The following is a 20,127-nucleotide window of genomic DNA, read 5'->3' as shown; positions in this document are numbered from 1 at the left end:
AAAAGAGAAAATCAGCGTTTCGCTTTCGCGTCCGGGTCTTCGCTGCGCAGCAGGAACTGATCGGTCAGTTCAGGCATGTGCGTTAACATCCAGTCCGCCATCGCGATCTCCTGTTCACAGATCTGTTTGAGAATGGCCACGCTCTCCTGATCCCCGGCACGCGTGGCGGCGCTAATCAGGCTGGTGTAGCTGCCAATCTCGGCATTCTCGAACACGTAGCCGCTGATAGCGCCTTTCACCACTTCGTCTTCCGCGAAGGTACCGCCAAAGGCCTGGCCCATGGCGGCCATTTTCCCCATGACGTCTTTCACGCTGGAGTGGGAAATGCCGTGACGGTCGAGAATGGATTCCAGCAAAGACTGCTGCTGGCGGGTTTCTTCGATGTGCTGCTCAATACGTGCACGCAGCTGCGGGTAGTTTTCCAGGCGTTTTGCCATCTGTTCGAGCATGGTTTCGGCCTGTTTTTCCATGGCATGAGCGTCGCGCAGCCAGTCGTGATAATGCGAAAGTGCGGATGTGGTCGTCATATATACCTCCGTTGTACGGCAGTCGCGTTACTGCTTTTCCGCGATATCCGTGAGTTTTTCATCGGTGGATTTTTCTTCGGCTAATGTGGCGGCCAGCAGCTCTGCGGCCTGGTTGAGCTCCAGCTTTTTCGCCATGGCCACCAGCGTGCCGTAGGTGGCGATTTCATAGTGCTCAACCTTCTGCGCCGCGCCGATCAGGCCAGCATCGCGCACCGGGCCGGCTTCGGTGGATTCAATCAGCTCCTGCGCTTCTTCTACCAGGCCTTCCAGCGCATGGCACTTCATACGCATGATACGCAGCTCATCGTGGCTCTCTACGACCTGATCGAGGCGCTCAATTTGTCCCTGGGTCTCTTCCAGATGTTGCTGAAAAGCGTTTTTTAAACTTTCATCGGAGGCTGCCCGGACCAGTTTGGGTAACGCACGGGTGATCTGTTTCTCCGCGCTGTAAACGTCCGAAAGATCGTGAATAAAAAGATCGAGTAGCGATTTAACTTTCATGGAATATTCTCCGAATCGGTGATTAACGGGAGGCTGAAGCCATTAAGTGATAACGCGATTAAGAGAGGGAATGAAACGAAGCAATAAATCCCTGTCATCCTGTTGATGACGGAGCATTCCCTGCTCCGAGACATTCCTTACTCTGCGTTACAGCGCATCAGGAATCGCGATGGCTATTCTGTCCGCCTTTTTTGCCGGCTTCGGACGCTTTCTCACGGTCGTTTTTGAAATTACCGCCGCTGTTTTGTCCGCCTTTTTTACCCGCTTCAGATGCTTTCTCTTTGTCTTCTGCGAAATTACCTGAACCGCCTCTATGCTCTGTCATACTATTACCTCGTGATGAGTAATAAATAACATGACGCATCTGCCGCCATGCATGTTTTGCACACTTAATACTAATGCAGGCTGCCTCACTGACAAGCGCGACGGTTATATTTTTCACGCCTCGCTAACGCTATATTAATGAGAAGGCTGGAGATTGTGGTGTAAAATAACCACGCTATTTTTAGCGAGCCGGTCCATATTACGGTCTCGCTTTTAACCCGCCTGATGATTATTTATGCTCAACACATTTTCCTCCGGTGGGAATTTTATCCGCCCGGCTTATTTATTTACGTTTAATCATTGAACGGCGAAGCGGCGCTAAATAGCGTCGAGCAGACGGTTCAATTCCGCCAGACTAAAAAGGGTTGCTTTGCGCACCACTTCTTCACCTTCACCTGAAAACCACTGCCGGCTGGTGTGCACGCTGCCATCTGCCAGACACCATGCAAACCACACGGTGCCGGCTGGCGTGCCGTCCTCACCGCCGTCCGGGCCGGCATAGCCACTGACGGCAATAGCCAGCGTATCCCCGGAGAGCTTTTTCGCGCCGCAGGCCATCTCCCGTACCGCGGCTTCACTGACGGCGGTATCACGCGCCAGCGTCTCTGCGCTGACGCCCAGCACGCGCTGCTTCGCCTGATTGGTGTAAGTAATAAAGCCACTGCTGTAAAAGCGGCTACTGTCGCTGGCGGCCGCCAGCGCGGAACCGACCCAGCCAGAGGTGCAGGATTCGGCGGTGGTGACGCTCAGGCCGGCGGCCAGTAATTTATTACCCACTTCGGTCGCTAAATTAACCAGTTCTTCATCCATATTCTGTATCCCTTGTCAGAGTGAAATTAATAAACGCCGTCTCTGCCGCTGCTCATATGCATTGCCAGCGGCGTGCATCCGAATTATAGGAGTAATTTCTGCACCGCTGCTCAGCCGAATTAAACTGTTACCGAAGCTCCCGGCGTTTACCGCTAAGCTTAAAATTCAGAACGAAGAGGGAATAACCGGAGCGACATGATGTCAGCTAATTAACTGCAAGAGGAATAACACCATGAAGAAAGATGAGTTAGCCAGCCGTGATTATCCGGTGCAGGAGGATATGCGCTGGCAACGCAGGGAGAGCGTTATACAGCGTATCGGTGAATACGTGCTAATGGTGATTGTGATCCTGGGTGCCTGCGGGTTGTTTTCCAAAGGCATATTAAGCGACGGGCAGGCGCAGTCGGCTGATGGTTCCGTCAGCATTCGCTATGAACGTTTTGGTCGCATCGACAGCAATATGAACCTGCGGATTCGTGTGGCACCGCAGAGCGGCGAGCATTTCACCGTCACGCTAGGCAGCGGCGCGTTAGACGATTTGCAGATCCAGACGCTACAGCCACAGCCACAGCAGGCCATCACGCGGGATAACACGCTGCAGCTTACTTACGCCAGCGAGGCGGCAGAAGGTCATGTGATCTGGCTGGGGATTCAGCCGCAGGCGGCGGGACGGGTTGCGCTGAGCGTGCACGTCAATCATCAGGTACCGGTAAAGGTATCGCAGTGGATTTACCCATAAAAGGAGAGCGTTATGGAAACGGTATTACGCGCAGCCGCCATTTATCTGTTGTTAATGGTGGTATTTAAAATTGCCGGTCGACGCACACTGCTGCAAATGACCTCATTCGATTTGATTCTGCTGCTGATTATTAGCGAAGCCACACAGCAGGCATTGCTGGGTGATGACTTTTCCGTTACCGGTGCCAGCCTCACCATCATCACCTTAATCACTATTGATATTGTGCTGGGCAAACTCAAAGCGCGCTTTCCGCTATTCGAACAAATGGCGGAGGGAGGACCGCTGATTTTGGTGGAGCATGGCCGGATATTAACGCAGCGGCTAAAAATGTCGGGCATCAGTCGGGAAGATATCCTCGAGGCCGCGCGTTCAGGTCAGGGGCTGGAACGCATCGATCAAATTAAATACGCGGTGCTGGAAGTGAGCGGTCATATTTCCATCATCCCGGAAAATTCAGATAAAACTGAAAAATAGCAACAATCTCTCAATACTTGTTTGTGATAAAGATCACACTTTTGTTAATTAATTGATTTTATACCACTAAAATTATTTTGTACAAGTTTGAAAAAAAAATCTTTACAAGCAACCCGCTATAAGCGCAGCGGTGAAAATAACCATTTGCGCATGGCTTTTTGTCAGCGCAAATATGCATATTAAATGTTGTTTTATCTCCAATCCCATCCATATTGTTCCTGTGTGGAGATATTCTGTCGTTTAACTACTTAATTATTTTTATCAATGGGGTGACATATGACACAACGACGTGGTGGTGCAGGTAATTTTGCAGAAAATACCGAGCGTGCTCGCGAAGCGGGTAAAAAAGGCGGCAGCGTCAGCAGCGGGAATTTTAAAAACTGTCCTGAAAGGGCAGTAGAAGCGGGCAGACGCGGTGGAAAAGTAAGTCGTCGCGGCAAAACCGCAGCGGCGGAAGCTTAAACCGCCTTCTTTAATATAAATGCAGTCAGCGTAATCAGTTAAGCTACCCTGAGGCGGCTTAATCGGTAACGCAGCGGCGCAATTCAGGGAGTGGTCCATTGCGCCGCACGCATTTTATATCACCAGCTGCCGTGCTGCAGGGAACGAAAAAATGACGTGCGGTAATATCTGATAAGCGCAGCGGCTGCAACCACCAATAACGATTGTTAGCGCGAGAGGAAATAAGTAACAGGCAGATTAGGTGGCACTGATAACGAAGCGATACGTTATCGACTCATTATTAATGTGGACCTGATCGGGCGTTGGCGATGTTAAAAAATTTCAATTTATGCATGGGTTAATAACTTTTCGGTAGCACTTTTTGCAACAAAAAAACCCCATTCTCTTGTTTATCCTCTTGTACAGATTTTGAAAAACTTGTACAACTTAGCCAGAACATTTTTCTGACAATTTAATGTTAACGGGAGTCACTTATGCGCCAGAACGGATACACTCCGAACTCAGTCGAGGCGATTGCCAACTATTTTAGCAAAGCCACGCTGCCTTCGCAGCAGGAGACGCTGGGCCAGGTCGTGGTCGAAATCCTGCGTGAAGGCCGTAATCTGAACCGTAAATCGCTGTGTACTAAGCTGCTGCGTCGTCTGGAGCTCGCTTCTACCACGGAAGAAGAGCACCATTATCACCAGCTGATTGGCCTGCTATTTGAACGCGAGAGCTGAGAGCGAAGCGAAAGCGTCCAGGTTGTACACACGAAAACGCCATTCTGATAACGTATCACTGCATGTATGACTTGTGACGGGCTGTATCGCGCCGCAGGATAGCGGCGCTGTTTTTCTGTCGCGTTCCCGGTCGGGGCAGGCAGCATGCAGAGATTTATTATGTTATGAACAGAAGAGAACACCAGACTCTTATTGATGAGATCATCGGCGAAGCGGCGTTAACGCTGCTGCAGCGCTCCGGGCCGGTCACCACCCAGGCGTTGCTTGATGAGCTCCACATTATGCAGCAGCAGGCCAGCGATGATGCGCAGGCGGCTGCGATTCGCACTGCAATCGATGAAGTCCGGTCGAGCATGACGGCTGGACAAAAGCGGCGTGGCGAACAATCGGATCGCGATAATGTGCATCCGCTGTTTGGCCACAACGGTCAGGGTGGCGGCAGCCGCAAGCACTGACTGACCGTTAAATTATAATCTGACTGTATTGCTCACAGTACGGGAAAAGAACGATGTCGGAGAATCACTCTCTCTATTCTGCGCTGCCGGACACGGAACTGGCGGCGCATTTTCGCGATGCCGGAGTGGCATTGAGTGAAGAGGCCGCGGTACTGAATGATGTCATTCGTAGCGTGCTGGCCAGCGAAGGCCGCGTCAGTAACAAATCCATCATTCTATGTCTGATTATGGCGCTGGAAGCGACACAGGACGAAGCGCAGGCAAGTGTGCTGCGCAGAACGCTGGAAATTGTGGTGGGTTATACGCCAGACGACGCCTGAGGTAGTGGTCCCCGCGCAGGCGGGGATCGGTTCAGTGCATAAGATCTGCCAGTAGCCTTATTGCGGCATCGCAGCGATGCCGGAAATCCTCATCACGCGCGTCTGCTTTCATCGTATGCAGCACCTGCGTCACGTCATGTATCCTGAATACGCTACCTTCCCTGATAAAGTCCGTCACCGCGATGCCTATCAGCGCATACAGATCCGGTGCAGGACGGTTAACTTGTTTCACGTCACCTCCGGGACTTGTATATCCGCACAGTGTTGCACAGGTGATAACAACTCAACACCTTTTTCTGCTGTCAGTGAAAATGGCCCAGGTTATTCGTCAGACAGATTGCCAGGCGTTATCACGCTGCGCGAATAGTAATACGCTGCTGTAGCAGATTCATGCAACTAAAAAATGGTTAAGCATGCCGATAACTCTATTTTAGCGCTGCGCTTATTGCGCCCGGAACATTCACCGACACGCTGCGCGGCGGGCGGGAATTATCGCGCCTGCTGCGACCGAGATTAAATTTATGCAGCCAGCTGCGATACTGCCTGATTAATTCCTGCGCATTTTTTTCATCACTGACGCGACAAATAAACAGCTGGCTCATGGTCTGGTGCTCAGCCGCCGTGGCGTAGATCTCGCAGGCCATCTCGCGTTGCTGCAGTTCAATCGCCGTAAAATGTAACTGCGGCCACTGCTGCAGTCGGTTAGCGAACATTTTATAGTCCATTTTAGGATCCTTTTATTTTTCTATTTTCTACTGGTATTACCTGTAAAGGCACAATAGACCAAAAGTGAAAAAGCGCCAGTTTTGCGGGTCACGACCCATTAAATAGTGCACAAAATGAAAAAAATATTAACGTGTACAGCTTTTACCGCTGCGCTTATATTTTCGTGAAAGATTGAATAAGCGCAGCGGCTAATAGCGACAGTGCAGAAATACCGTCTGGCTCGCAGCATCGCCTATCCTCTATTAGGGTTAACTGATGGCTAACCAAAGGAGAAGAGGGCATGACCAATCCGAGTGCCGCCGATGAACTGGCGCTGATCGATCGCTACTGGCGCGCCGCCAATTATCTGTCCGTCGGGCAAATCTACCTGATGGCCAATCCGCTGTTACGCGAACCACTGCAGCCCGGGCATATCAAGCCACGTCTGCTCGGCCACTGGGGCACGACGCCCGGCCTGAACTTTATCTATGCGCACCTCAACCGCATCATCCGCCAGCGCGAGGTGGATCTGCTGTACGTCTGTGGTCCGGGGCACGGCGGTCCGGGGATGGTGGCGAACAGCTGGCTTGAAGGCAGCTACAGCGAGATATATCCGCACGTCAATGAAGATGCTGCAGGCATGCAGCGCCTGTTTAAGCAGTTTTCGTTTCCCGGCGGCATTCCCAGCCATGCGGCACCAGAAACGCCGGGCTCGATTAACGAAGGCGGCGAGCTGGGCTATTCACTGTCGCACGCGTTTGGCGCGGTTTTCGATCATCCGCAGCTGATCGTACCCTGCGTGATTGGTGACGGCGAAGCTGAAACCGGGCCGCTTGCCGCCAGCTGGCACGGCATCAAATTCCTCAATCCTCAGCGTGATGGTGCGGTGCTACCCATCCTGCATCTGAACGGCTACAAAATTGCCAACCCGACGCTGCTGGGGCGCAGCAGTGATGACGATCTGCAGCAATTGTTCAGCGGTTACGGTTATGAGCCGCTGTTTGTCTGCGGGCACGAGCCGGCCGACATGCATCAGCAGATGGCGGCAGCGCTGGATAACGCGTTTGATAAAATTGCCGCTTATCAGCAGCAGGCGCGCAGCGGCCAGGCTGAGCAGGCGATCCCGCGCTGGCCGATGATTGTGCTGCGCAGCCCGAAGGGCTGGACCGGCCCGAAAGAGGTGGACGGTAAAAAAGTGGAAGATTTCTGGCGTGCGCATCAGGTGCCGGTGGCGGCGTGTCGCGAAGACGCGTCGCATCGGCAGGTGTTAGAGCAGTGGCTGCGCAGCTATCAGCCGGAGGATCTGTTTGACGAGGCGGGTAAGCTCAGGCCGGAACTGCGTGCGCTGGCGCCGCAGGGGGATAAACGCATGAGCGCCTCGCCCTATGCCAACGGCGGCCGGCTGCGCCGCACGCTCAACACGCCGGACATCCGCGAGTTTGCGCTCGACACCGGCGCGCCGGGCAGCCAGCGCGGCGAAGCCACTAAGCAGTTCGGCCACTACCTCAGCGCGATTTTTCAGCGCAACGCCGATAACTTCCGGCTGTTCGGGCCAGATGAGACCGCCTCGAATCGCCTGACGCCGGTCTTTGACGTCACCAGCCGCAGCTGGATGGCAGACATCGAACCGTATGATGAGCAGCTGGCGCGTGACGGCCGGGTGATGGAAATTCTCAGCGAGCATCAGTGTCAGGGCTGGCTGGAGGGCTATCTGCTCACCGGACGACACGGGCTGTTTAACTGTTATGAAGCCTTTATCCATATTGTCGACTCGATGTTTAACCAGCACGCCAAATGGCTGAAGGTGACGCGCAAACTGGGCTGGCGCCAGCCGATCTCGTCGCTCAACTATCTGTTGTCTTCACATGTCTGGCGTCAGGATCACAACGGTTACAGCCATCAGGATCCCGGTTTTATCGATCACGTGGCGAATAAAAAGGCGGATATCGTGCGCATCTATCTGCCGCCGGACGCAAACACCCTGCTGTGGGTGGGCGATCACTGTCTGCGCACCTGGGATCGCATCAACGTGATTGTCGCTGGCAAGCAGCCGTCACCGCAGTGGCTGGACATCGACAGCGCTATTGCCCACTGTGAGGCGGGTATGGGCGAATGGCGCTGGGCGAGCGATGACGACGAGCCGGACGTGGTGATGGCCTGCGCCGGCGATGTGCCCACCATGGAGACGCTGGCGGCGGTAGATCTTCTGCGAAACTATCTGCCCACGTTGCGCATTCGCGTGGTCAACGTGGTGGATCTGCTGGCGCTGCAGACGCAGCAGCAGCACCCGCACGGCAAGTCGGAAGAAGATTTCGATGCGCTGTTTACCCGCGACAAACCGGTAATTTTCGCCTTTCATGGCTATCCCAGCCTGATTCATCGTCTGACCTATCAGCGCAGCAATCACGCCAATTTCCACGTGCACGGCTTCAACGAAGAGGGCACCACCACCACGCCGTTTGATATGACGGTGCTCAACGAGCTGGACCGCTATCATCTGGCGCAGGCGGCGATTTTGCATGTGCCGGGCCTGGCCGATCGCCATCCTGAATTGCTCGACGACCTGCAGCAGCGCATCGCGGAGCACCATCGCTATGTGCGCGAATACGGTGAAGACGTGCCGGAAGTACGTAACTGGCTGTGGCCGGGCTAACCCGACCCGGGCGCGAAAAAAACCGCCTGAAAAGGCGGTTTATGGTTTATTCGGCCTGTTTATCCCCGGATTCAGGCGCGCTGGTTTCGTCATCTTTCGGCTTCTGGTCGGGGCTGTTTTTACGCGGATCGTAATCCGGCTGGTCGCCGTGAACGGGACGATCGGTCATTGTATACTCCTTAACGGTTACCATGTGAACCCGCGCCACCGTTGCCAGCTGCGCGGATGTAAAGGGTGGCTGCGCGGCTCAGCCCGGAACATTCTGCCGCTTCTCTGTGTGCTGATGTTTCCCCATAGCCAGTGCGCTGGCGCTGGCCGGATCGAACAGCGATAGGCTTTCAATCTGGTCGACCATCAGCACCTTACGGAACTCCAGCGCGCTTTTGGGTTTGGAGACAAAGCTAATCTCGTGCTGGTGATACCAGCGACTGTAGTTATGCTCAATCGCCAGATTCAGCGTGCGCGAATCGCGGTAGCCGCTGAGCATCGGAATCAGCACGATATTGGCGGTGCTGGGATATTCAAAGGTGGCAGCGTGAATCATGCCGATGTAGATACGGCGCGATTTCAGCGTGACCCAGGCCAGTTCGCCTTCTTCCATGCAGTGCAGCAGCAGTTGTTCAATACCGTTAGAGCGGGACAGGCGCTGATATAGCTCTTTGCGACTGCCGGCGGTCAGCCGCGCGCTGCCGGAATTGGAACGATACACACAAAACAGCACGGCAAACGCCAGCATGATCACCACCGGTGCCTGAATGCCGAGAAAACTCCATGTCATGAAATCGACGTGCCAGCGCGCATGGAGATCGGCAGACAGCGCCAGGCTGTTATTGATGGCCGAGGCCGCCAGCAGTAGCAGCCAGACCAGGCCGGTGGCGACCACGCCCTGAACGACAAAAATGCAGCCGTACAGCGCAATGAGAAAATAGACGTCCCAGCCAAAGGAGCGTTTTATTTTCAGGCGGCTGGACATATCGCGACTGGTGTACCAGTAGCCGCAGACCATCAGCACCATAAATATCGCGGTTCCCATCAGATATCCTTTAAGCGCTTAATATGATCGGCGAAGTCTTGCTGTACCTGCGGACTGAGGGGATTAACCGAAGCGTTACCGTCTTCGTCAATAATAATCCGGTCACCTTCCTGAATGGATTCACGAATATCCTGGCGGCTCATCACCTGCAGTAATGATTCCGGACTGGAAAAAAGAGAGGTAAAATAGCGCAATATCACGTCAGGCTGTTCCTGTAAGGCAATAAATAGTTAATTGATCATATAACGTTTTCTGCCAGATTCAGGCGGTTTCAGAGTTATCTGTTAAACGTGAGGAAAGTCAGCGCAGGGTAAGACAATAATCCGGGGGGTAACGGCGCGCTCCCTGCGCCATGGCCGCCTCATCCTGTGCTGGCCGGCTAATCACGAGCCGCGATTGCTGCTCTGACCGCCTTTTTTACCGGCTTCGGACGCTTTTTCACGGTCGTTTTTAAAGTTGCCGCCGCTGTGCTGTCCGCCTTTTTTACCGGCTTCTGATGCTTTCTGTTTATCTTCTGCGAAATTACCTGAACCGCCTCGATGCTGAGTCATAATATATCCTCTTCATGAGTAATAAATAACATGACGTTGTTGCGCTGTCATGTGCGTGTTGCGTATTTAATACTAATCGCTGGTGCTATTTCTGCAAGCGTGACGGCGCATAAAAAGGGCATTTTTATTTTTTATCTTATTTAGTTGAAATAACAATAATTCTGCGCTGGCGCTGCGCTTATTTAAAATTTTTGCGGCGGTGAAGTAATAAAATGAAACACTCCAGTGCACCCAACCGGCCGGGCCAGACAGCTGACCCGGCGCCGTGAGCCACGCTAAATAACCATGCCTAAAATCTGCAGGATGCTCTGCTGCGAAGCAGTAATAAAAGGAATGTCTTTGATGTGCTGCATGCCAAAGGCTTCATAAAATTTGCGTGCGCGCACGTTCTCGCCCATCACTTCCAGCCACAGATAGCCTTCCTGCTTATCGCGTGCGGCGTGGATAATGCTTTCGAATATGCGCCGGCCATAGTTTTTACCGGTTTCCTGCGGATTGAGGTAGAGCTTATTCAGCTGGGCACCGCTCATGCCGGAGTCCGGTACCGGCGTATTCCAGGTCACTTTGGCAAAGCCGATGGGTTTGTTGGTTTCGGCAATCAGCCAGCTTTCGTTGGGGGCCACCAGGCTGCTGCGCAGTTCGGCCAGGCCGTACTCTTTGTCGATGAATTCATCCAGCTCGGCTTCGGAGACCCACATATGTTTGAAGTGGGCGCTGTAGGTCATGCGCCCCAGCTGATGCAGCAGTTCGGCATCATCAGGCTGCGCGTTGCGTATGGTGAATTCCATGCCAGTCTTCCTTCAGTTTTTATGTTTTATCCTGCGTTACGGCAGAGTGGGGGTGTCAGCGGGCATCCTGCCCGTACAGGTGACCCGTCATTATGCGCGAATCAAACCGGGTGTCATCCCTTTTGCGGTAAGGATGTTGGCTGAATGTCTTGATTTTTTAACAGGAAAGGAGGCAGGCGCAGGATGTCCAGCGGGCTGAACATCCTGAATTGAGGCGGGAGGCGCGAATCAAAAGCCGTAGCTGGTGAGGCGATGGTAAAAATCCATGTGGTTTTTACAGCCCAGCTTGCGTGAGATGGTGTTCTTGTAGTGGCTGATGGTCTTATTGCTGAGGTGCAGCGCATGCCCGATCTCCGTCATGCGGCGCGGACCCGCCAGCCAGCGCAGCAGCGTGAACTCGCGCTCGGTCAGCACATCGGCGTTGCCGTGCGGTACGGCGACGGCGGCAACGTTTTCCGGCGTCAGCACCGCACTGACCAGCGTCGCCAGCGGGCATTTTTTACTCAGGATCAGCGCTTTCTTCAGGTGGCGGGCCACGTAATTCAGCACGGCTTCATCGCTGATGTCGGTGAGAATCACCAGCTCAACGCCCGGCGTTTTGAGCTGCATCAGCAGCAGGCTACGCAACGTCTCTTCCAGGTTTTTACTGGCAAAATGCAGCTCGCTGATCACCACGTTGCGCCCGTGTCCGGTGGGGATTGGGTCATCCGGCGAGGTGAGCGTCAGGCAGCTTATCATCTGCCCGGAAAAGTAGAGGCGCAGACCTTCCGTAATCCAGCGGTCGCTATCCATAGTGAAGATGTTCAGCATTGTTTCCTCCTGTGCTCGCGGTTAACCCATTTGAACGGAAACCGCGCTGAGCCGATATCAGACGGCCAGCGTCAGGTTGTAGGAAAAGGCTGAGAAATGTCTGGCAGGGCTGAGCTGCAGGGGGGCAACAGGAAAGCTGGTTTCTGATGAATGAAGCAAAACCGGTGCGGTTGCGAACCGGGGAGATCGCCCGGGATGAGGTCAGCCGCCACTATTGCTCTGCCATTTCATTTTCCTGTCATTTTTAGTCTTTAGGGTGTCAGCTCCTCTGTATGGACATGAATAATATGAAAAGAAAAACGCTTCCCCTGGTTCTTGGTCTTACCCTCTCTTTATCCACGCTGGCGGCGCAGCCGCAAACCGAACACTATAGCGTCACTTTTCCTCAGGGGACGCGCGTCAGCTACAACGGTGCGTTCGCCAGCGCGTTTCCGGAGGGTTTGCCGGTAGGCATCGGTTCCGGTTTGCTGTTTACCGGCAGGCAGGGAGATACGCTCAACTTTGTGACCGTCACCGATCGCGGACCGAATGCCGACTCGCCTGACATGGGTAAACAGGAGTCGAAAATTTTCGTCACGCCGGACTTCGCGCCGCTGCTGATGAATATCCAGGTGAAGGACGGCAAAGCGCAGGCGACGGACGCCCGACCGCTGCACGACGCAAAGGGCAATATTAACGGCTTGCCGCTGCAGAATGGCGTCATCGGGTCAACCAATGAGATCGCGCTAAGCGATAAGTTGCACGTGCTGCAGGGCGATAATCGGGGTCTGGATACGGAAGGCATTACGCTGGACGGGAAGGGCGGATACTGGCTGTGTGATGAGTATGGTCCGTTCCTGATTAACGTTGATAAGCAGGGCAGGATCCTGGCGATTCACGGGCCGCAGGCCATGGAAGGGGAAAAATCGATCGCGGGTGGTCTGCCGAACGTTCTTAAATGGCGTCAGCCAAATCGTGGCTTTGAAGGGATCACGCGCATGCCGGATGGACGCATCATCGCCGCGGTGCAGAGCACGCTGGATATCAACGGTAAAAGTAAAAAGCAGGCACGCTTTACCCGCCTGGTGAGCTTCGATCCGGCCACCGGTAAAACCGCGATGTATGGTTACCCTATCGACAGCGAGGCGTACAGTAAAAACAGTGACGCGAAAATTGGCGATATCGTGGCGATCGATAATCAGCACATCCTGCTGATTGAGCAGGGCAGCGACAAAGACGACGCGATGCGTAACCTTATCTATAAGGTGGATCTCAGTCAGGCTAGCGATCTGACCGCATTCGATAAGGCCGGTGACTACCCGGAGTTTGACGACGCAAAAACGCTGGCGCAGCGCGGCATCGTGCTGGCAACGAAAACGCGGGTGGTGGATCTGCGTCAACTCGGCTGGCAGCAGGAGAAGGCCGAAGGGCTGGCCCTGATCGACAGCAACACGCTGGCGGTCATCAATGACAATGACTTCGGCGTGAAAATGGTGCTACAAAATCCGGTGGAAGGTAAGAAGCGCAAGGATTATCGGGTCAACGACCAGGGCAGGCTGACGGTAGATGATAAGCCGGTTGCCACCACCATCAGCGTGAAGCCGCTGGATAAAGCCAGCTCGGACAGTGAGTTGTTTATCATAACGCTGGCGGAACCGCTGCAACCGTAGAGGCTGCCGTGCTGGCGCTGAACACCGGTGCCAGCACGAAAACGCCAAAGGCTGAATGACCCCCCGTTGTGTCATCGGGGAGGTCATCGCGGCCTCGTGTTTAACAGGATGTGGAAACTCAGGGTGGCTATTGCTCAGGTGATTAAGAGACATCGCCTGATAAATTTACCCTGACACAGCGCACAGCCATTAAATGGCCTGAAACGGCAGCGTCAGTTCCTGGGATAAGGCAGACTGACTCTCAGGAAAAATTTTTGCCTGGAGTGAGAAGCAGGCATTGATTCATAGATTAAGGCAAATAATCGCGCGGCGTTGCATTCAGGATGGAGCGAAAAGCAGCGGTATAGGCAGCAGGACATGAAAAACCGAGCTTATAAGCGACCTGTTTGATAGGGATGTTATTAGCAAGGAGATCTAACGAAGCATAAATTCTTGCTCTTTGCTTCCAGGTTCTGAAACTAAAACCCGTATCCTTAATAAACAATCGCGAAAAGGTACGTTCAGACATTGACGCGATAAAAGCCAGATCGCTCAGTGGTATTTCCCAGCGATGATTTACCACAAGTTCTCTGGCCGCAGAGAATAATCGCTCATCACGTGGCATTGGAAGTTCCGCAGTCAGAGAAGGCGCTTCGCTGAGTATTTCCAGAAGCAACAGAGCCATTTTCCGCTGGCTCGGTCTGTTGTAGTTATCACTGAACAGACCGGTTATCAGTTCTTTCACCAGTGGCGTAGCCGTAATGACATGCACCTGGTCACTCTTCGCAAAATTTGTACATTCCGCGATAAGGCTGCCACTGAAATAGACGGCCCTAAGATCTGTGTGAGACAGCAGATTGTAACTATGTATCTGCAGAGGCGGTAGCCACAATGCACGCTGAGGGGGGATAACCCAGCGGTTGTTTTCCGTTTCGACCAGCATCACGCCTCTGGTTGCATAGAGGAGTTGCCCTTCAAGGTGATGATGAGGAGGATCGGTTTCTCCTCGCTGATAGCTAATCGCTGTGCCGGACCAGCCAGTGGATGCTTCATGTCTTGGCGCTTTATCTATACTACCTGGCATTTCAGATTAGAGTCCTGCAACTATGATGCTGCCTCGAAACCATCCGGTGTACCAACTCACTGGATGAGTGTGTCGTTTATCAGTCAGATTATCACAGGTATAACAGGAGCCTATCCTCATGCGGGTACACTTTATCGTACATGAAAGTTTTGAAGCGCCAGGGGCTTATGAAACATGGGCCAGAAATCAAGGTCATAATGTGACTTACTCGCGTGTATACGCAGGCGATGAGCTACCCGTGGACGCCGAAGGTATTGATTTCCTGATCGTGATGGGCGGTCCGCAGGACCCGTCCACGACCCAGAGAGAGTGTCCGCACTTCGATGCGAAAGGCGAGCAGGCGCTGATTGCTGCTGCTGTTAAAACCGGTAAAGCCGTTATCGGTATCTGCCTTGGCTCACAGCTGATCGGTGAGGCGCTGGGCGCGCCGTTTGCTCACAGCCCTGAAAAAGAGATTGGTAAGTTCCCGATCACGCTAACTGAAGAGGCTCGCGAGGATGCGTTGTTTTCTCACTTTGCGAAGTCGCTTGAGGTCGGTCACTGGCATAACGACATGCCGGGCCTGACCGCGGATGCAAAAATCATCGCCTACAGCGAAGGCTGTCCCCGCCAGATCGTTTCCTATTCAGATCGCGTCTTTGGTTTTCAGTGCCACATGGAACTGACGCTGGATGTTGTAGAACGGCTAATCGCTCATTCGCAACAAGACCTGAGCCGAGCCGCAGAGTATCGCTTTGTTCATACGCCAGAAGAACTTCGTGCGCACGATTACAGCGAAATGAATCAGGTACTTTTTGGCTTCATGGATAAGCTCGAAGCGCGTTACAAATCAGCGTAAACACCGCTTTATGCCCGGTGATGTTTATCTCCGGGCATTCTTTATCAGAAGCTGATACATGCAGGCACCATGACTTTTTGTGCACCCTTCAAACCCTACTTTCTATCAACGGCCTGGCGCAGGACCGATTCCGCCGGAGCGTTACTTCAGGTCCAGAGCGGCCATCACTGCTGCTACTTCTGCCACCTCTGCAGTCGATAAGGGTAACAGGGGGCGAGGCAGACAGTCGGCATCGGTCAGCCCCAGTATGCCTGCTGCCGCTGCGATCACGCGGATACTTCCGCCATGCTTACGGAACAGATCCCATAAAGGTTGCAGGCGGTGAGTTAGGGCAGTAACGCGTTCAGCGTCGTGAATGGCTGCGGCCTGCGTAATTTGTTTAGCGGTTTCCGGGAAGATACCGCCGCAAACGGAATACCAGACTTCGCAACCGGCGTTCAGCCCCAGCCCGGCACTGGCATCACCACTAATACCCAGGGTCACGCCAGGACGAAGATGTTGTCGTAATGCAGCGACGCGTTCAGCTGCAGCGATGGGGGTATCCGCTACTCCCGGAATTTTAATTGAGCGAATCCCTTTTAGTGACGACAGCTGCCCGAGCAGTTCGTCGGTAAAGCGGAAATGCGTGGTGCCGGGGTTGTCATAAACACAAATCGGTACTGAAGCATGGCGGGTAACCGTCTCAAAGAGGGCATACACTTCTTCATCACGCAGCGGCTGGTAACTCATCGCCGGCAGCAGCAGCGCATCAGCGCCTGCGGACTGCGCATCTTCAGCCAGATGCAGTACGGCATCGGTACTGATAGCACCCACGCAAACCATCACGGGAATCTTCCCGGCAACCTGACGGGCCAGCGTTGCGCTGCGTTTGCGCTGTTCTCTGCTCAGGTAAGCATAGCTGCCGGTTGAACCCAGAACACCCAAAGAATCGACACGGGCTGCCGTCAGGCGAGCCAGGATCTTCGTGAAACCCTGTTCATCGACACCACGCGCGGTGACAGGCGTTAACGGGAAAGCAGACAAGCCGGTGAACATGCAGATTCTCCAGAACTGAGTTATAGGCGTTACTCGCCGATGAGGGTGACGTTACACTGCCGTCCGGGCATCATTTCTTCAAGGCCGTCGGTCAGCATCTTTCCTGCTTCCTGCAGCTGCTCAGGCGGCATCTGCGGCAGACTTTCCAGAATAAACCACATGTGTTGCGCTTCAACGCTTAAGCGAGTCCTGATTCCCTGCCGCCAGTTCCAGCGACGGCAGGTTACGCCGGCATCATCACACCAGACGACTTCGCCAGGCGCAGGATATTCCACCGCCATAACCCCTTCTTTCATGGTATCAAAGGGTTCCGTGCCTGTTGCCACCGTCAGGCGAGGTGCACCCCGGTACGCGGCAATATTTTCTCCCCCTACGGGCACGGCATAACGCAGACTGACAGCGTTATAAAGATCAACGACCGGATCGAGCGCGGGCAGGGTGCCATCGCGAAGCACGCGTTTGCGTAGCGCCTCAGCAGAACAGGGCGTGCGTTTGGGTTTGGCACCAAATTTCTGAAACACATCGGCCCATGCGGCCAGATGGGATTCAGCCCAGTTGGGGGAATCTGACAGCACCGCCTCACAGGCCGCCTTCAGTGCCGTTACCCCGACGTGCGGATTCACGACAGGCGCTGCCTGTACACTGATGCTGAGCGCCCGAAAACCGGGGGCGATTTGATAGACTTCAGGGGAAATTGACGCAGATACGATTAACACGCGATAATCCTGTAATGACCATTTTATTTCATAATATCGACCAATGACCAAAAAAGTCAATTTAGTGACCTTTGCCGGCGCAGATGTCAACACGGTTAACGAAGCCGTATCCCTGCGGATTAAGCAGTTTCGTAAACAAAGAAAAATTTCTCTCGATGAGTTATCCCGCAAAGCCAGTATCAGTAAGGGGATGCTGGTTGAGATAGAAGGGTGCAAGGCTAATCCCAGCATTGCGCTGCTATGCCGGCTTGCTGCTGCCATGGGCGTGTCCGTGGCGGATTTTGTTGATGTCAGCGCCAGGCCTGATGTGCACATCATCGCTGATACGGACATCCCCGAACTCTGGACAGGAGACAAAGGGGGAAGCGCCAGGCTGCTGGCCGGCTCAGGTGGACCCGATATGCTTGAGCTGTGGCTGTGGGAAATGCGGCCAGGCGAAAAGTTTGAATCACCCGGGCATAGCTCAGGCACGCTGGAGCTACTGCACGTAAAATCCGGAACCCTCACGCTTGGCGTGAAAGAGAGCGTATTTCAGGTAACGGCGGGATTTTCCGTTACAGCCAAAACCGATGTTCCACATTTCTACGCAAACCAGGGAGAAAACACGCTGAACTTTATCATGACGGTAAATGAAAAAGCGCCATAAACGTTTTTCAATGGACGGCCAAAGGAGCCCTGATTTGTGCGCAAATAATCATCCTTTGTTTTCGCTATTCATGTCCGTTTCTGCCACCAGGCGGACTGTGTATTCGCCATGAGCGAGGAGCGGATATTTGCGACAAAGAGTCGGGGAATATCACACAGCGGCCAGGTCGATATCGCACATGGCTTGATCTAATAGCCGCTGGCGCCTTATTAAGGTATATAAAATATCCGGATCGCTACCCGAATGGGTCGATGAGGATATCTGACTACACCGTTGGAATAGTACCGCCATCGATGACAAATTCAGTACCGGTGATCGCGGCAGCATAAGAAGATGCGAGGAAGACAATGAGATTAGCTACCTCAATGGGTTGAGAAGGGCGTCCCAGCGGAATACCGCCGAGTGCCTTCATGATGATCTGCTTACCGCCTTCGTAATCTGTTCCTGCCTGCTGCGCCAGTCGTTCCGCCATGGCCACGGAAGCTTCGGTCTCGATCCAGCCGGGTGCCACGCGAACCACCCGAACCCCTTGTGACGCAACCTCTTTCGACAGGCTTTTACTGTAGGCTGACAGCGCCGCTTTCGCTGCTGCATAACCCGTGGTTGATTCTGGTAAGGGCAGTTCTCGCTGGATAGAAGTGACATGGATGATCACTCCGCCCCCCTGCTGCAGCATGGCAGGCAACAGCGCACGATCTAAACGTACCGCGGGCAACAGATTAAGATTGAGCTCCTGTTGCCACTCCTCTTCACCCAATGCTGCAAAGCCACCACCGGGTGCGGTAGAACCGCCGGCCACATGAACAATGATGTCGACGCCTCCCAGATGTGTCTGAACGGCTTCCGCGACTGAGTTACACCCTGTAACCGTGGTCAGGTCTGCCGTTACGAAAGCGTCTGCCCTACATTCTGCGGATGCGTGGCGTGCGGTTGTTAATACTGTTGCACCCAGCTGTTTGAATAGCCCAACTACCGCTTTACCCACACCTTTGGTACCCGCAGTGACCAATATGCGTTTACCGTTGAAATCGAGATCACATGGCATTGAAGAATCTCCGGTCTGTTGATGTGGCAGTACAATAATCAGTAATGCTGGCAATATCGCCACCCTTGCTGAGCGCGAAGTCGTCATAAATAGCGAGCGGTAATATGAATGGCATAGACCTGTACTCCCTTTGTTTACAGTACGGTCATATTCCACATAGACTGTTAAATTGACAAGTACGCACAAAAAAGTGAGTTACTGAATGATGAGTAAGTTATACAGTCCGGAATCAGCCGCAAGCGGAGTGGAGCAGGTTATTCAACTGCTGGAAGGGCGCTGGAAATTAATCATCCTTTTTCATCTGTTCGACGGCCAAGTACAGCGCTATTCAGATTTTGAAAAATTAATTCCCGGTATTTCGCAGAAGATGCTGGCGCAACAACTGAGACAGCTGGAAGCCGACGGTATAGTGTCGCGGATGGTGTATCCTCAGGTGCCACCAAAAGTGGAATATCGACTCACTGAATGGGGACAGGCACTTTGTCCTGCTCTTGATGCCATGCTGAAATGGGCGGAAAAACGCCCGACTTAACCGGCCAGGACGCTGAGCCTGATCAAATTTAACCTGTTCAGGCTGGTGTTCAGGGTATAAAGCGTGCTTTTATTCGTAGTGACTGAGAATTTCATAAAATTAAATTTAACGTCCCTGTTATGAACCCGGGATTGCCCCGCGATAAAATAGTAAGAAAACGTGGTTTATAAACGGTAAGTTCAGGAGGTTCCTTTGCAGGCAGATACGACACGACTTCATTTAAGAACGGTAATTGAATCTGACGCTGATGATCTTTTCAGAATTTATGGCGACCCTGCTACAAATACCTTCAACCCCGCAGGTCCGTATCCCGATATTGATTATGCACGTCAGGTGTTGGCTCGCTGGCTTCAGCACTGGGAAACGTACGGTTTCGGTAATTGGGCTATCGCGCTGACGGACAATCCGGGGAGAGTCATTGGTTTTGGCGGACTCAGCATCAGGAGCTATGCCGATTTATCAATCAATAACCTTGGATATCGCTTCTCTACAGAGGCATGGGGAAAAGGGCTGGCGACAGAGTTTGCTAAGTATACGGTCGACTATGGTTTTGGTGAAATAAAGTTGGCTGAAATATCTGCTGTAGTACGGGCAAATCATCTGGCCTCGCAAAAAGTTCTGACCAGGGCAGGATTGCAGTACTTACGAGAAATTCATGATGTGAAAAGTGCGCCCCCAAGCTTGCTTTTCACCTTGACTCAGGACAAGTGGAATAAAAAATAAATATGCGGG

The 20,127-nt window shown here is 53.3% G+C and carries 28 protein-coding genes; 12 read left to right on the top strand and 16 right to left on the bottom strand.

The window, feature by feature from the left end:
* Positions 1 to 11: 11 nt before the first annotated feature.
* The 4 genes from E7738_RS06430 to E7738_RS06415 all read right to left on the bottom strand — a co-directional run bounded on the left by E7738_RS06430 (position 12) and on the right by E7738_RS06415 (position 2,162).
* Positions 12 to 527 (bottom strand): ferritin-like domain-containing protein, encoded by a 516-nt coding sequence (locus E7738_RS06430; protein ID WP_021506332.1) that lies wholly within the window; start codon positions 525 to 527, stop codon positions 12 to 14.
* A gap of 27 nt (positions 528 to 554) precedes the next feature.
* Complete coding sequence (locus E7738_RS06425; RefSeq protein WP_021506331.1) at positions 555 to 1,028, bottom strand: YciE/YciF ferroxidase family protein; 474 nt, start codon at positions 1,026 to 1,028, stop codon at positions 555 to 557.
* Positions 1,029 to 1,185: 157 nt separating this feature from the next.
* Entirely contained in the window at positions 1,186 to 1,353 is a 168-nt protein-coding gene (locus E7738_RS06420; protein WP_021506330.1) for a con-10 family general stress protein, read from the bottom strand.
* 317 nt (positions 1,354 to 1,670) lie between these two features.
* Complete coding sequence (locus tag E7738_RS06415) at positions 1,671 to 2,162, bottom strand: nicotinamide-nucleotide amidohydrolase family protein (RefSeq protein WP_058769659.1); 492 nt, start codon at positions 2,160 to 2,162, stop codon at positions 1,671 to 1,673.
* Positions 2,163 to 2,394: 232 nt separating this feature from the next.
* Here E7738_RS06415 and E7738_RS06410 point away from each other — a divergent pair, with 232 nt between their 5' ends.
* The 6 genes from E7738_RS06410 to E7738_RS06385 all read left to right on the top strand — a co-directional run bounded on the left by E7738_RS06410 (position 2,395) and on the right by E7738_RS06385 (position 5,331).
* Positions 2,395 to 2,901 carry a hypothetical protein gene (locus E7738_RS06410; RefSeq protein ID WP_021506328.1) on the top strand — a complete coding sequence of 169 codons (507 nt, stop codon included), beginning with the start codon at positions 2,395 to 2,397 and terminating at the stop codon, positions 2,899 to 2,901.
* A 12-nt stretch (positions 2,902 to 2,913) separates the two neighbouring features.
* Positions 2,914 to 3,375: a DUF421 domain-containing protein gene (locus tag E7738_RS06405; RefSeq protein ID WP_021506327.1), complete on the top strand. Its 462-nt coding sequence runs from the start codon at positions 2,914 to 2,916 to the stop codon at positions 3,373 to 3,375.
* A 276-nt stretch (positions 3,376 to 3,651) separates the two neighbouring features.
* Entirely contained in the window at positions 3,652 to 3,837 is a 186-nt protein-coding gene (locus E7738_RS06400) for a con-10 family general stress protein (protein ID WP_071813571.1), read from the top strand.
* 473 nt (positions 3,838 to 4,310) lie between these two features.
* Positions 4,311 to 4,556, top strand: coding sequence for a regulatory protein YcgZ (gene ycgZ, locus E7738_RS06395; protein WP_021506325.1), 246 nt, complete (start codon positions 4,311 to 4,313; stop codon positions 4,554 to 4,556).
* 164 nt (positions 4,557 to 4,720) lie between these two features.
* Positions 4,721 to 5,011, top strand: coding sequence for a hypothetical protein (locus E7738_RS06390; RefSeq protein WP_059010363.1), 291 nt, complete (start codon positions 4,721 to 4,723; stop codon positions 5,009 to 5,011).
* 53 nt (positions 5,012 to 5,064) lie between these two features.
* Positions 5,065 to 5,331: a biofilm development regulator YmgB/AriR family protein gene (locus E7738_RS06385; RefSeq protein ID WP_021506323.1), complete on the top strand. Its 267-nt coding sequence runs from the start codon at positions 5,065 to 5,067 to the stop codon at positions 5,329 to 5,331.
* A 31-nt stretch (positions 5,332 to 5,362) separates the two neighbouring features.
* Here E7738_RS06385 and E7738_RS06380 read toward each other — a convergent pair whose 3' ends face one another.
* Both E7738_RS06380 and E7738_RS06375 read right to left on the bottom strand, forming a co-directional pair.
* A complete protein-coding gene (locus tag E7738_RS06380) occupies positions 5,363 to 5,563 on the bottom strand; it encodes a hypothetical protein (RefSeq protein WP_262255857.1) in 201 nt (66 codons plus the stop codon).
* 193 nt (positions 5,564 to 5,756) lie between these two features.
* Positions 5,757 to 6,056, bottom strand: a complete 300-nt coding sequence (locus E7738_RS06375; protein ID WP_021506321.1) for a hypothetical protein — start codon at positions 6,054 to 6,056, stop codon at positions 5,757 to 5,759.
* Between the two features lie 281 nt (positions 6,057 to 6,337).
* Between E7738_RS06375 and E7738_RS06370 the strand changes: the two genes are divergently transcribed.
* Entirely contained in the window at positions 6,338 to 8,689 is a 2,352-nt protein-coding gene (locus tag E7738_RS06370; protein ID WP_394516217.1) for a phosphoketolase family protein, read from the top strand.
* Between the two features lie 46 nt (positions 8,690 to 8,735).
* Here the strand turns inward: E7738_RS06370 and E7738_RS06365 are convergent, their stop codons facing one another.
* The 6 genes from E7738_RS06365 to E7738_RS06340 all read right to left on the bottom strand — a co-directional run bounded on the left by E7738_RS06365 (position 8,736) and on the right by E7738_RS06340 (position 11,871).
* On the bottom strand, positions 8,736 to 8,858 hold the full coding sequence (locus E7738_RS06365) for a hypothetical protein (RefSeq protein WP_255412066.1): 123 nt from the start codon (positions 8,856 to 8,858) through the stop codon (positions 8,736 to 8,738).
* 78 nt (positions 8,859 to 8,936) lie between these two features.
* Positions 8,937 to 9,722 carry a hypothetical protein gene (locus E7738_RS06360; RefSeq protein WP_058776510.1) on the bottom strand — a complete coding sequence of 262 codons (786 nt, stop codon included), beginning with the start codon at positions 9,720 to 9,722 and terminating at the stop codon, positions 8,937 to 8,939.
* Positions 9,722 to 9,919, bottom strand: coding sequence for a hypothetical protein (locus E7738_RS06355; RefSeq protein ID WP_031279223.1), 198 nt, complete (start codon positions 9,917 to 9,919; stop codon positions 9,722 to 9,724). Before E7738_RS06355 ends, E7738_RS06360 begins: the two co-directional genes overlap by 1 nt.
* 186 nt (positions 9,920 to 10,105) lie before the next feature.
* A complete protein-coding gene (locus tag E7738_RS06350) occupies positions 10,106 to 10,273 on the bottom strand; it encodes a con-10 family general stress protein (protein ID WP_021506316.1) in 168 nt (55 codons plus the stop codon).
* A 275-nt stretch (positions 10,274 to 10,548) separates the two neighbouring features.
* Positions 10,549 to 11,061 (bottom strand): GNAT family N-acetyltransferase, encoded by a 513-nt coding sequence (locus E7738_RS06345; protein ID WP_394516216.1) that lies wholly within the window; start codon positions 11,059 to 11,061, stop codon positions 10,549 to 10,551.
* A gap of 228 nt (positions 11,062 to 11,289) precedes the next feature.
* Positions 11,290 to 11,871 carry a response regulator transcription factor gene (locus E7738_RS06340; RefSeq protein WP_059010369.1) on the bottom strand — a complete coding sequence of 194 codons (582 nt, stop codon included), beginning with the start codon at positions 11,869 to 11,871 and terminating at the stop codon, positions 11,290 to 11,292.
* 287 nt (positions 11,872 to 12,158) lie between these two features.
* Between E7738_RS06340 and E7738_RS06335 the strand changes: the two genes are divergently transcribed.
* Positions 12,159 to 13,520 carry an esterase-like activity of phytase family protein gene (locus tag E7738_RS06335; RefSeq protein ID WP_394516215.1) on the top strand — a complete coding sequence of 454 codons (1,362 nt, stop codon included), beginning with the start codon at positions 12,159 to 12,161 and terminating at the stop codon, positions 13,518 to 13,520.
* Positions 13,521 to 13,809: 289 nt separating this feature from the next.
* Here E7738_RS06335 and E7738_RS06330 read toward each other — a convergent pair whose 3' ends face one another.
* Entirely contained in the window at positions 13,810 to 14,583 is a 774-nt protein-coding gene (locus E7738_RS06330) for an AraC family transcriptional regulator (protein ID WP_058769667.1), read from the bottom strand.
* 118 nt (positions 14,584 to 14,701) lie between these two features.
* On the opposite strand from E7738_RS06330, the gene E7738_RS06325 reads away from it, so the two are divergent.
* Entirely contained in the window at positions 14,702 to 15,421 is a 720-nt protein-coding gene (locus E7738_RS06325; protein WP_088515888.1) for a type 1 glutamine amidotransferase, read from the top strand.
* A gap of 141 nt (positions 15,422 to 15,562) precedes the next feature.
* Here the strand turns inward: E7738_RS06325 and E7738_RS06320 are convergent, their stop codons facing one another.
* Positions 15,563 to 16,456 (bottom strand): dihydrodipicolinate synthase family protein, encoded by an 894-nt coding sequence (locus E7738_RS06320; protein WP_394516214.1) that lies wholly within the window; start codon positions 16,454 to 16,456, stop codon positions 15,563 to 15,565.
* Between the two features lie 29 nt (positions 16,457 to 16,485).
* Positions 16,486 to 17,172, bottom strand: coding sequence for a B3/B4 domain-containing protein (locus tag E7738_RS06315; protein WP_394516213.1), 687 nt, complete (start codon positions 17,170 to 17,172; stop codon positions 16,486 to 16,488).
* 43 nt (positions 17,173 to 17,215) lie between these two features.
* Here E7738_RS06315 and E7738_RS06310 point away from each other — a divergent pair, with 43 nt between their 5' ends.
* On the top strand, positions 17,216 to 17,818 hold the full coding sequence (locus E7738_RS06310) for a helix-turn-helix domain-containing protein (RefSeq protein WP_394516212.1): 603 nt from the start codon (positions 17,216 to 17,218) through the stop codon (positions 17,816 to 17,818).
* A 265-nt stretch (positions 17,819 to 18,083) separates the two neighbouring features.
* Here E7738_RS06310 and E7738_RS06305 read toward each other — a convergent pair whose 3' ends face one another.
* Positions 18,084 to 18,863, bottom strand: a complete 780-nt coding sequence (locus tag E7738_RS06305) for an SDR family oxidoreductase (RefSeq protein WP_394516335.1) — start codon at positions 18,861 to 18,863, stop codon at positions 18,084 to 18,086.
* A 205-nt stretch (positions 18,864 to 19,068) separates the two neighbouring features.
* Between E7738_RS06305 and E7738_RS06300 the strand changes: the two genes are divergently transcribed.
* Both E7738_RS06300 and E7738_RS06295 read left to right on the top strand, forming a co-directional pair.
* Positions 19,069 to 19,395, top strand: coding sequence for a winged helix-turn-helix transcriptional regulator (locus E7738_RS06300; protein WP_264251733.1), 327 nt, complete (start codon positions 19,069 to 19,071; stop codon positions 19,393 to 19,395).
* Between the two features lie 192 nt (positions 19,396 to 19,587).
* Positions 19,588 to 20,118: a GNAT family N-acetyltransferase gene (locus tag E7738_RS06295; RefSeq protein ID WP_136547191.1), complete on the top strand. Its 531-nt coding sequence runs from the start codon at positions 19,588 to 19,590 to the stop codon at positions 20,116 to 20,118.
* The last annotated feature ends 9 nt before the right edge of the window (positions 20,119 to 20,127 follow it).

The sequence above is a fragment of the Pantoea sp. SGAir0430 genome (assembly GCF_043549295.1).
The sequence above is the reverse complement of the archived record's forward strand: the minus strand, read 5'-3'. Positions and strand labels throughout refer to the sequence as shown.

Bases quoted from the DNA above. Each gene is read 5' to 3' on its own strand.
- E7738_RS06430 (WP_021506332.1), bottom strand. From the start codon at position 527: ATGACGACCACATCCGCACTTTCGCATTATCACGACTGGCTGCGCGAC.
- E7738_RS06425 (WP_021506331.1), bottom strand. From the start codon at position 1,028: ATGAAAGTTAAATCGCTACTCGATCTTTTTATTCACGATCTTTCGGAC.
- E7738_RS06420 (WP_021506330.1), bottom strand. From the start codon at position 1,353: ATGACAGAGCATAGAGGCGGTTCAGGTAATTTCGCAGAAGACAAAGAG.
- E7738_RS06415 (WP_058769659.1), bottom strand. From the start codon at position 2,162: ATGGATGAAGAACTGGTTAATTTAGCGACCGAAGTGGGTAATAAATTA.
- E7738_RS06410 (WP_021506328.1), top strand. From the start codon at position 2,395: ATGAAGAAAGATGAGTTAGCCAGCCGTGATTATCCGGTGCAGGAGGAT.
- E7738_RS06405 (WP_021506327.1), top strand. From the start codon at position 2,914: ATGGAAACGGTATTACGCGCAGCCGCCATTTATCTGTTGTTAATGGTG.
- E7738_RS06400 (WP_071813571.1), top strand. From the start codon at position 3,652: ATGACACAACGACGTGGTGGTGCAGGTAATTTTGCAGAAAATACCGAG.
- ycgZ (WP_021506325.1), top strand. From the start codon at position 4,311: ATGCGCCAGAACGGATACACTCCGAACTCAGTCGAGGCGATTGCCAAC.
- E7738_RS06390 (WP_059010363.1), top strand. From the start codon at position 4,721: ATGAACAGAAGAGAACACCAGACTCTTATTGATGAGATCATCGGCGAA.
- E7738_RS06385 (WP_021506323.1), top strand. From the start codon at position 5,065: ATGTCGGAGAATCACTCTCTCTATTCTGCGCTGCCGGACACGGAACTG.
- E7738_RS06375 (WP_021506321.1), bottom strand. From the start codon at position 6,056: ATGGACTATAAAATGTTCGCTAACCGACTGCAGCAGTGGCCGCAGTTA.
- E7738_RS06370 (WP_394516217.1), top strand. From the start codon at position 6,338: ATGACCAATCCGAGTGCCGCCGATGAACTGGCGCTGATCGATCGCTAC.
- E7738_RS06365 (WP_255412066.1), bottom strand. From the start codon at position 8,858: ATGACCGATCGTCCCGTTCACGGCGACCAGCCGGATTACGATCCGCGT.
- E7738_RS06360 (WP_058776510.1), bottom strand. From the start codon at position 9,722: ATGGGAACCGCGATATTTATGGTGCTGATGGTCTGCGGCTACTGGTAC.
- E7738_RS06350 (WP_021506316.1), bottom strand. From the start codon at position 10,273: ATGACTCAGCATCGAGGCGGTTCAGGTAATTTCGCAGAAGATAAACAG.
- E7738_RS06345 (WP_394516216.1), bottom strand. From the start codon at position 11,061: ATGGAATTCACCATACGCAACGCGCAGCCTGATGATGCCGAACTGCTG.
- E7738_RS06340 (WP_059010369.1), bottom strand. From the start codon at position 11,871: ATGCTGAACATCTTCACTATGGATAGCGACCGCTGGATTACGGAAGGT.
- E7738_RS06335 (WP_394516215.1), top strand. From the start codon at position 12,159: ATGAAAAGAAAAACGCTTCCCCTGGTTCTTGGTCTTACCCTCTCTTTA.
- E7738_RS06330 (WP_058769667.1), bottom strand. From the start codon at position 14,583: ATGCCAGGTAGTATAGATAAAGCGCCAAGACATGAAGCATCCACTGGC.
- E7738_RS06325 (WP_088515888.1), top strand. From the start codon at position 14,702: ATGCGGGTACACTTTATCGTACATGAAAGTTTTGAAGCGCCAGGGGCT.
- E7738_RS06320 (WP_394516214.1), bottom strand. From the start codon at position 16,456: ATGTTCACCGGCTTGTCTGCTTTCCCGTTAACGCCTGTCACCGCGCGT.
- E7738_RS06310 (WP_394516212.1), top strand. From the start codon at position 17,216: ATGACCAAAAAAGTCAATTTAGTGACCTTTGCCGGCGCAGATGTCAAC.
- E7738_RS06305 (WP_394516335.1), bottom strand. From the start codon at position 18,863: ATGCCATGTGATCTCGATTTCAACGGTAAACGCATATTGGTCACTGCG.
- E7738_RS06300 (WP_264251733.1), top strand. From the start codon at position 19,069: ATGAGTAAGTTATACAGTCCGGAATCAGCCGCAAGCGGAGTGGAGCAG.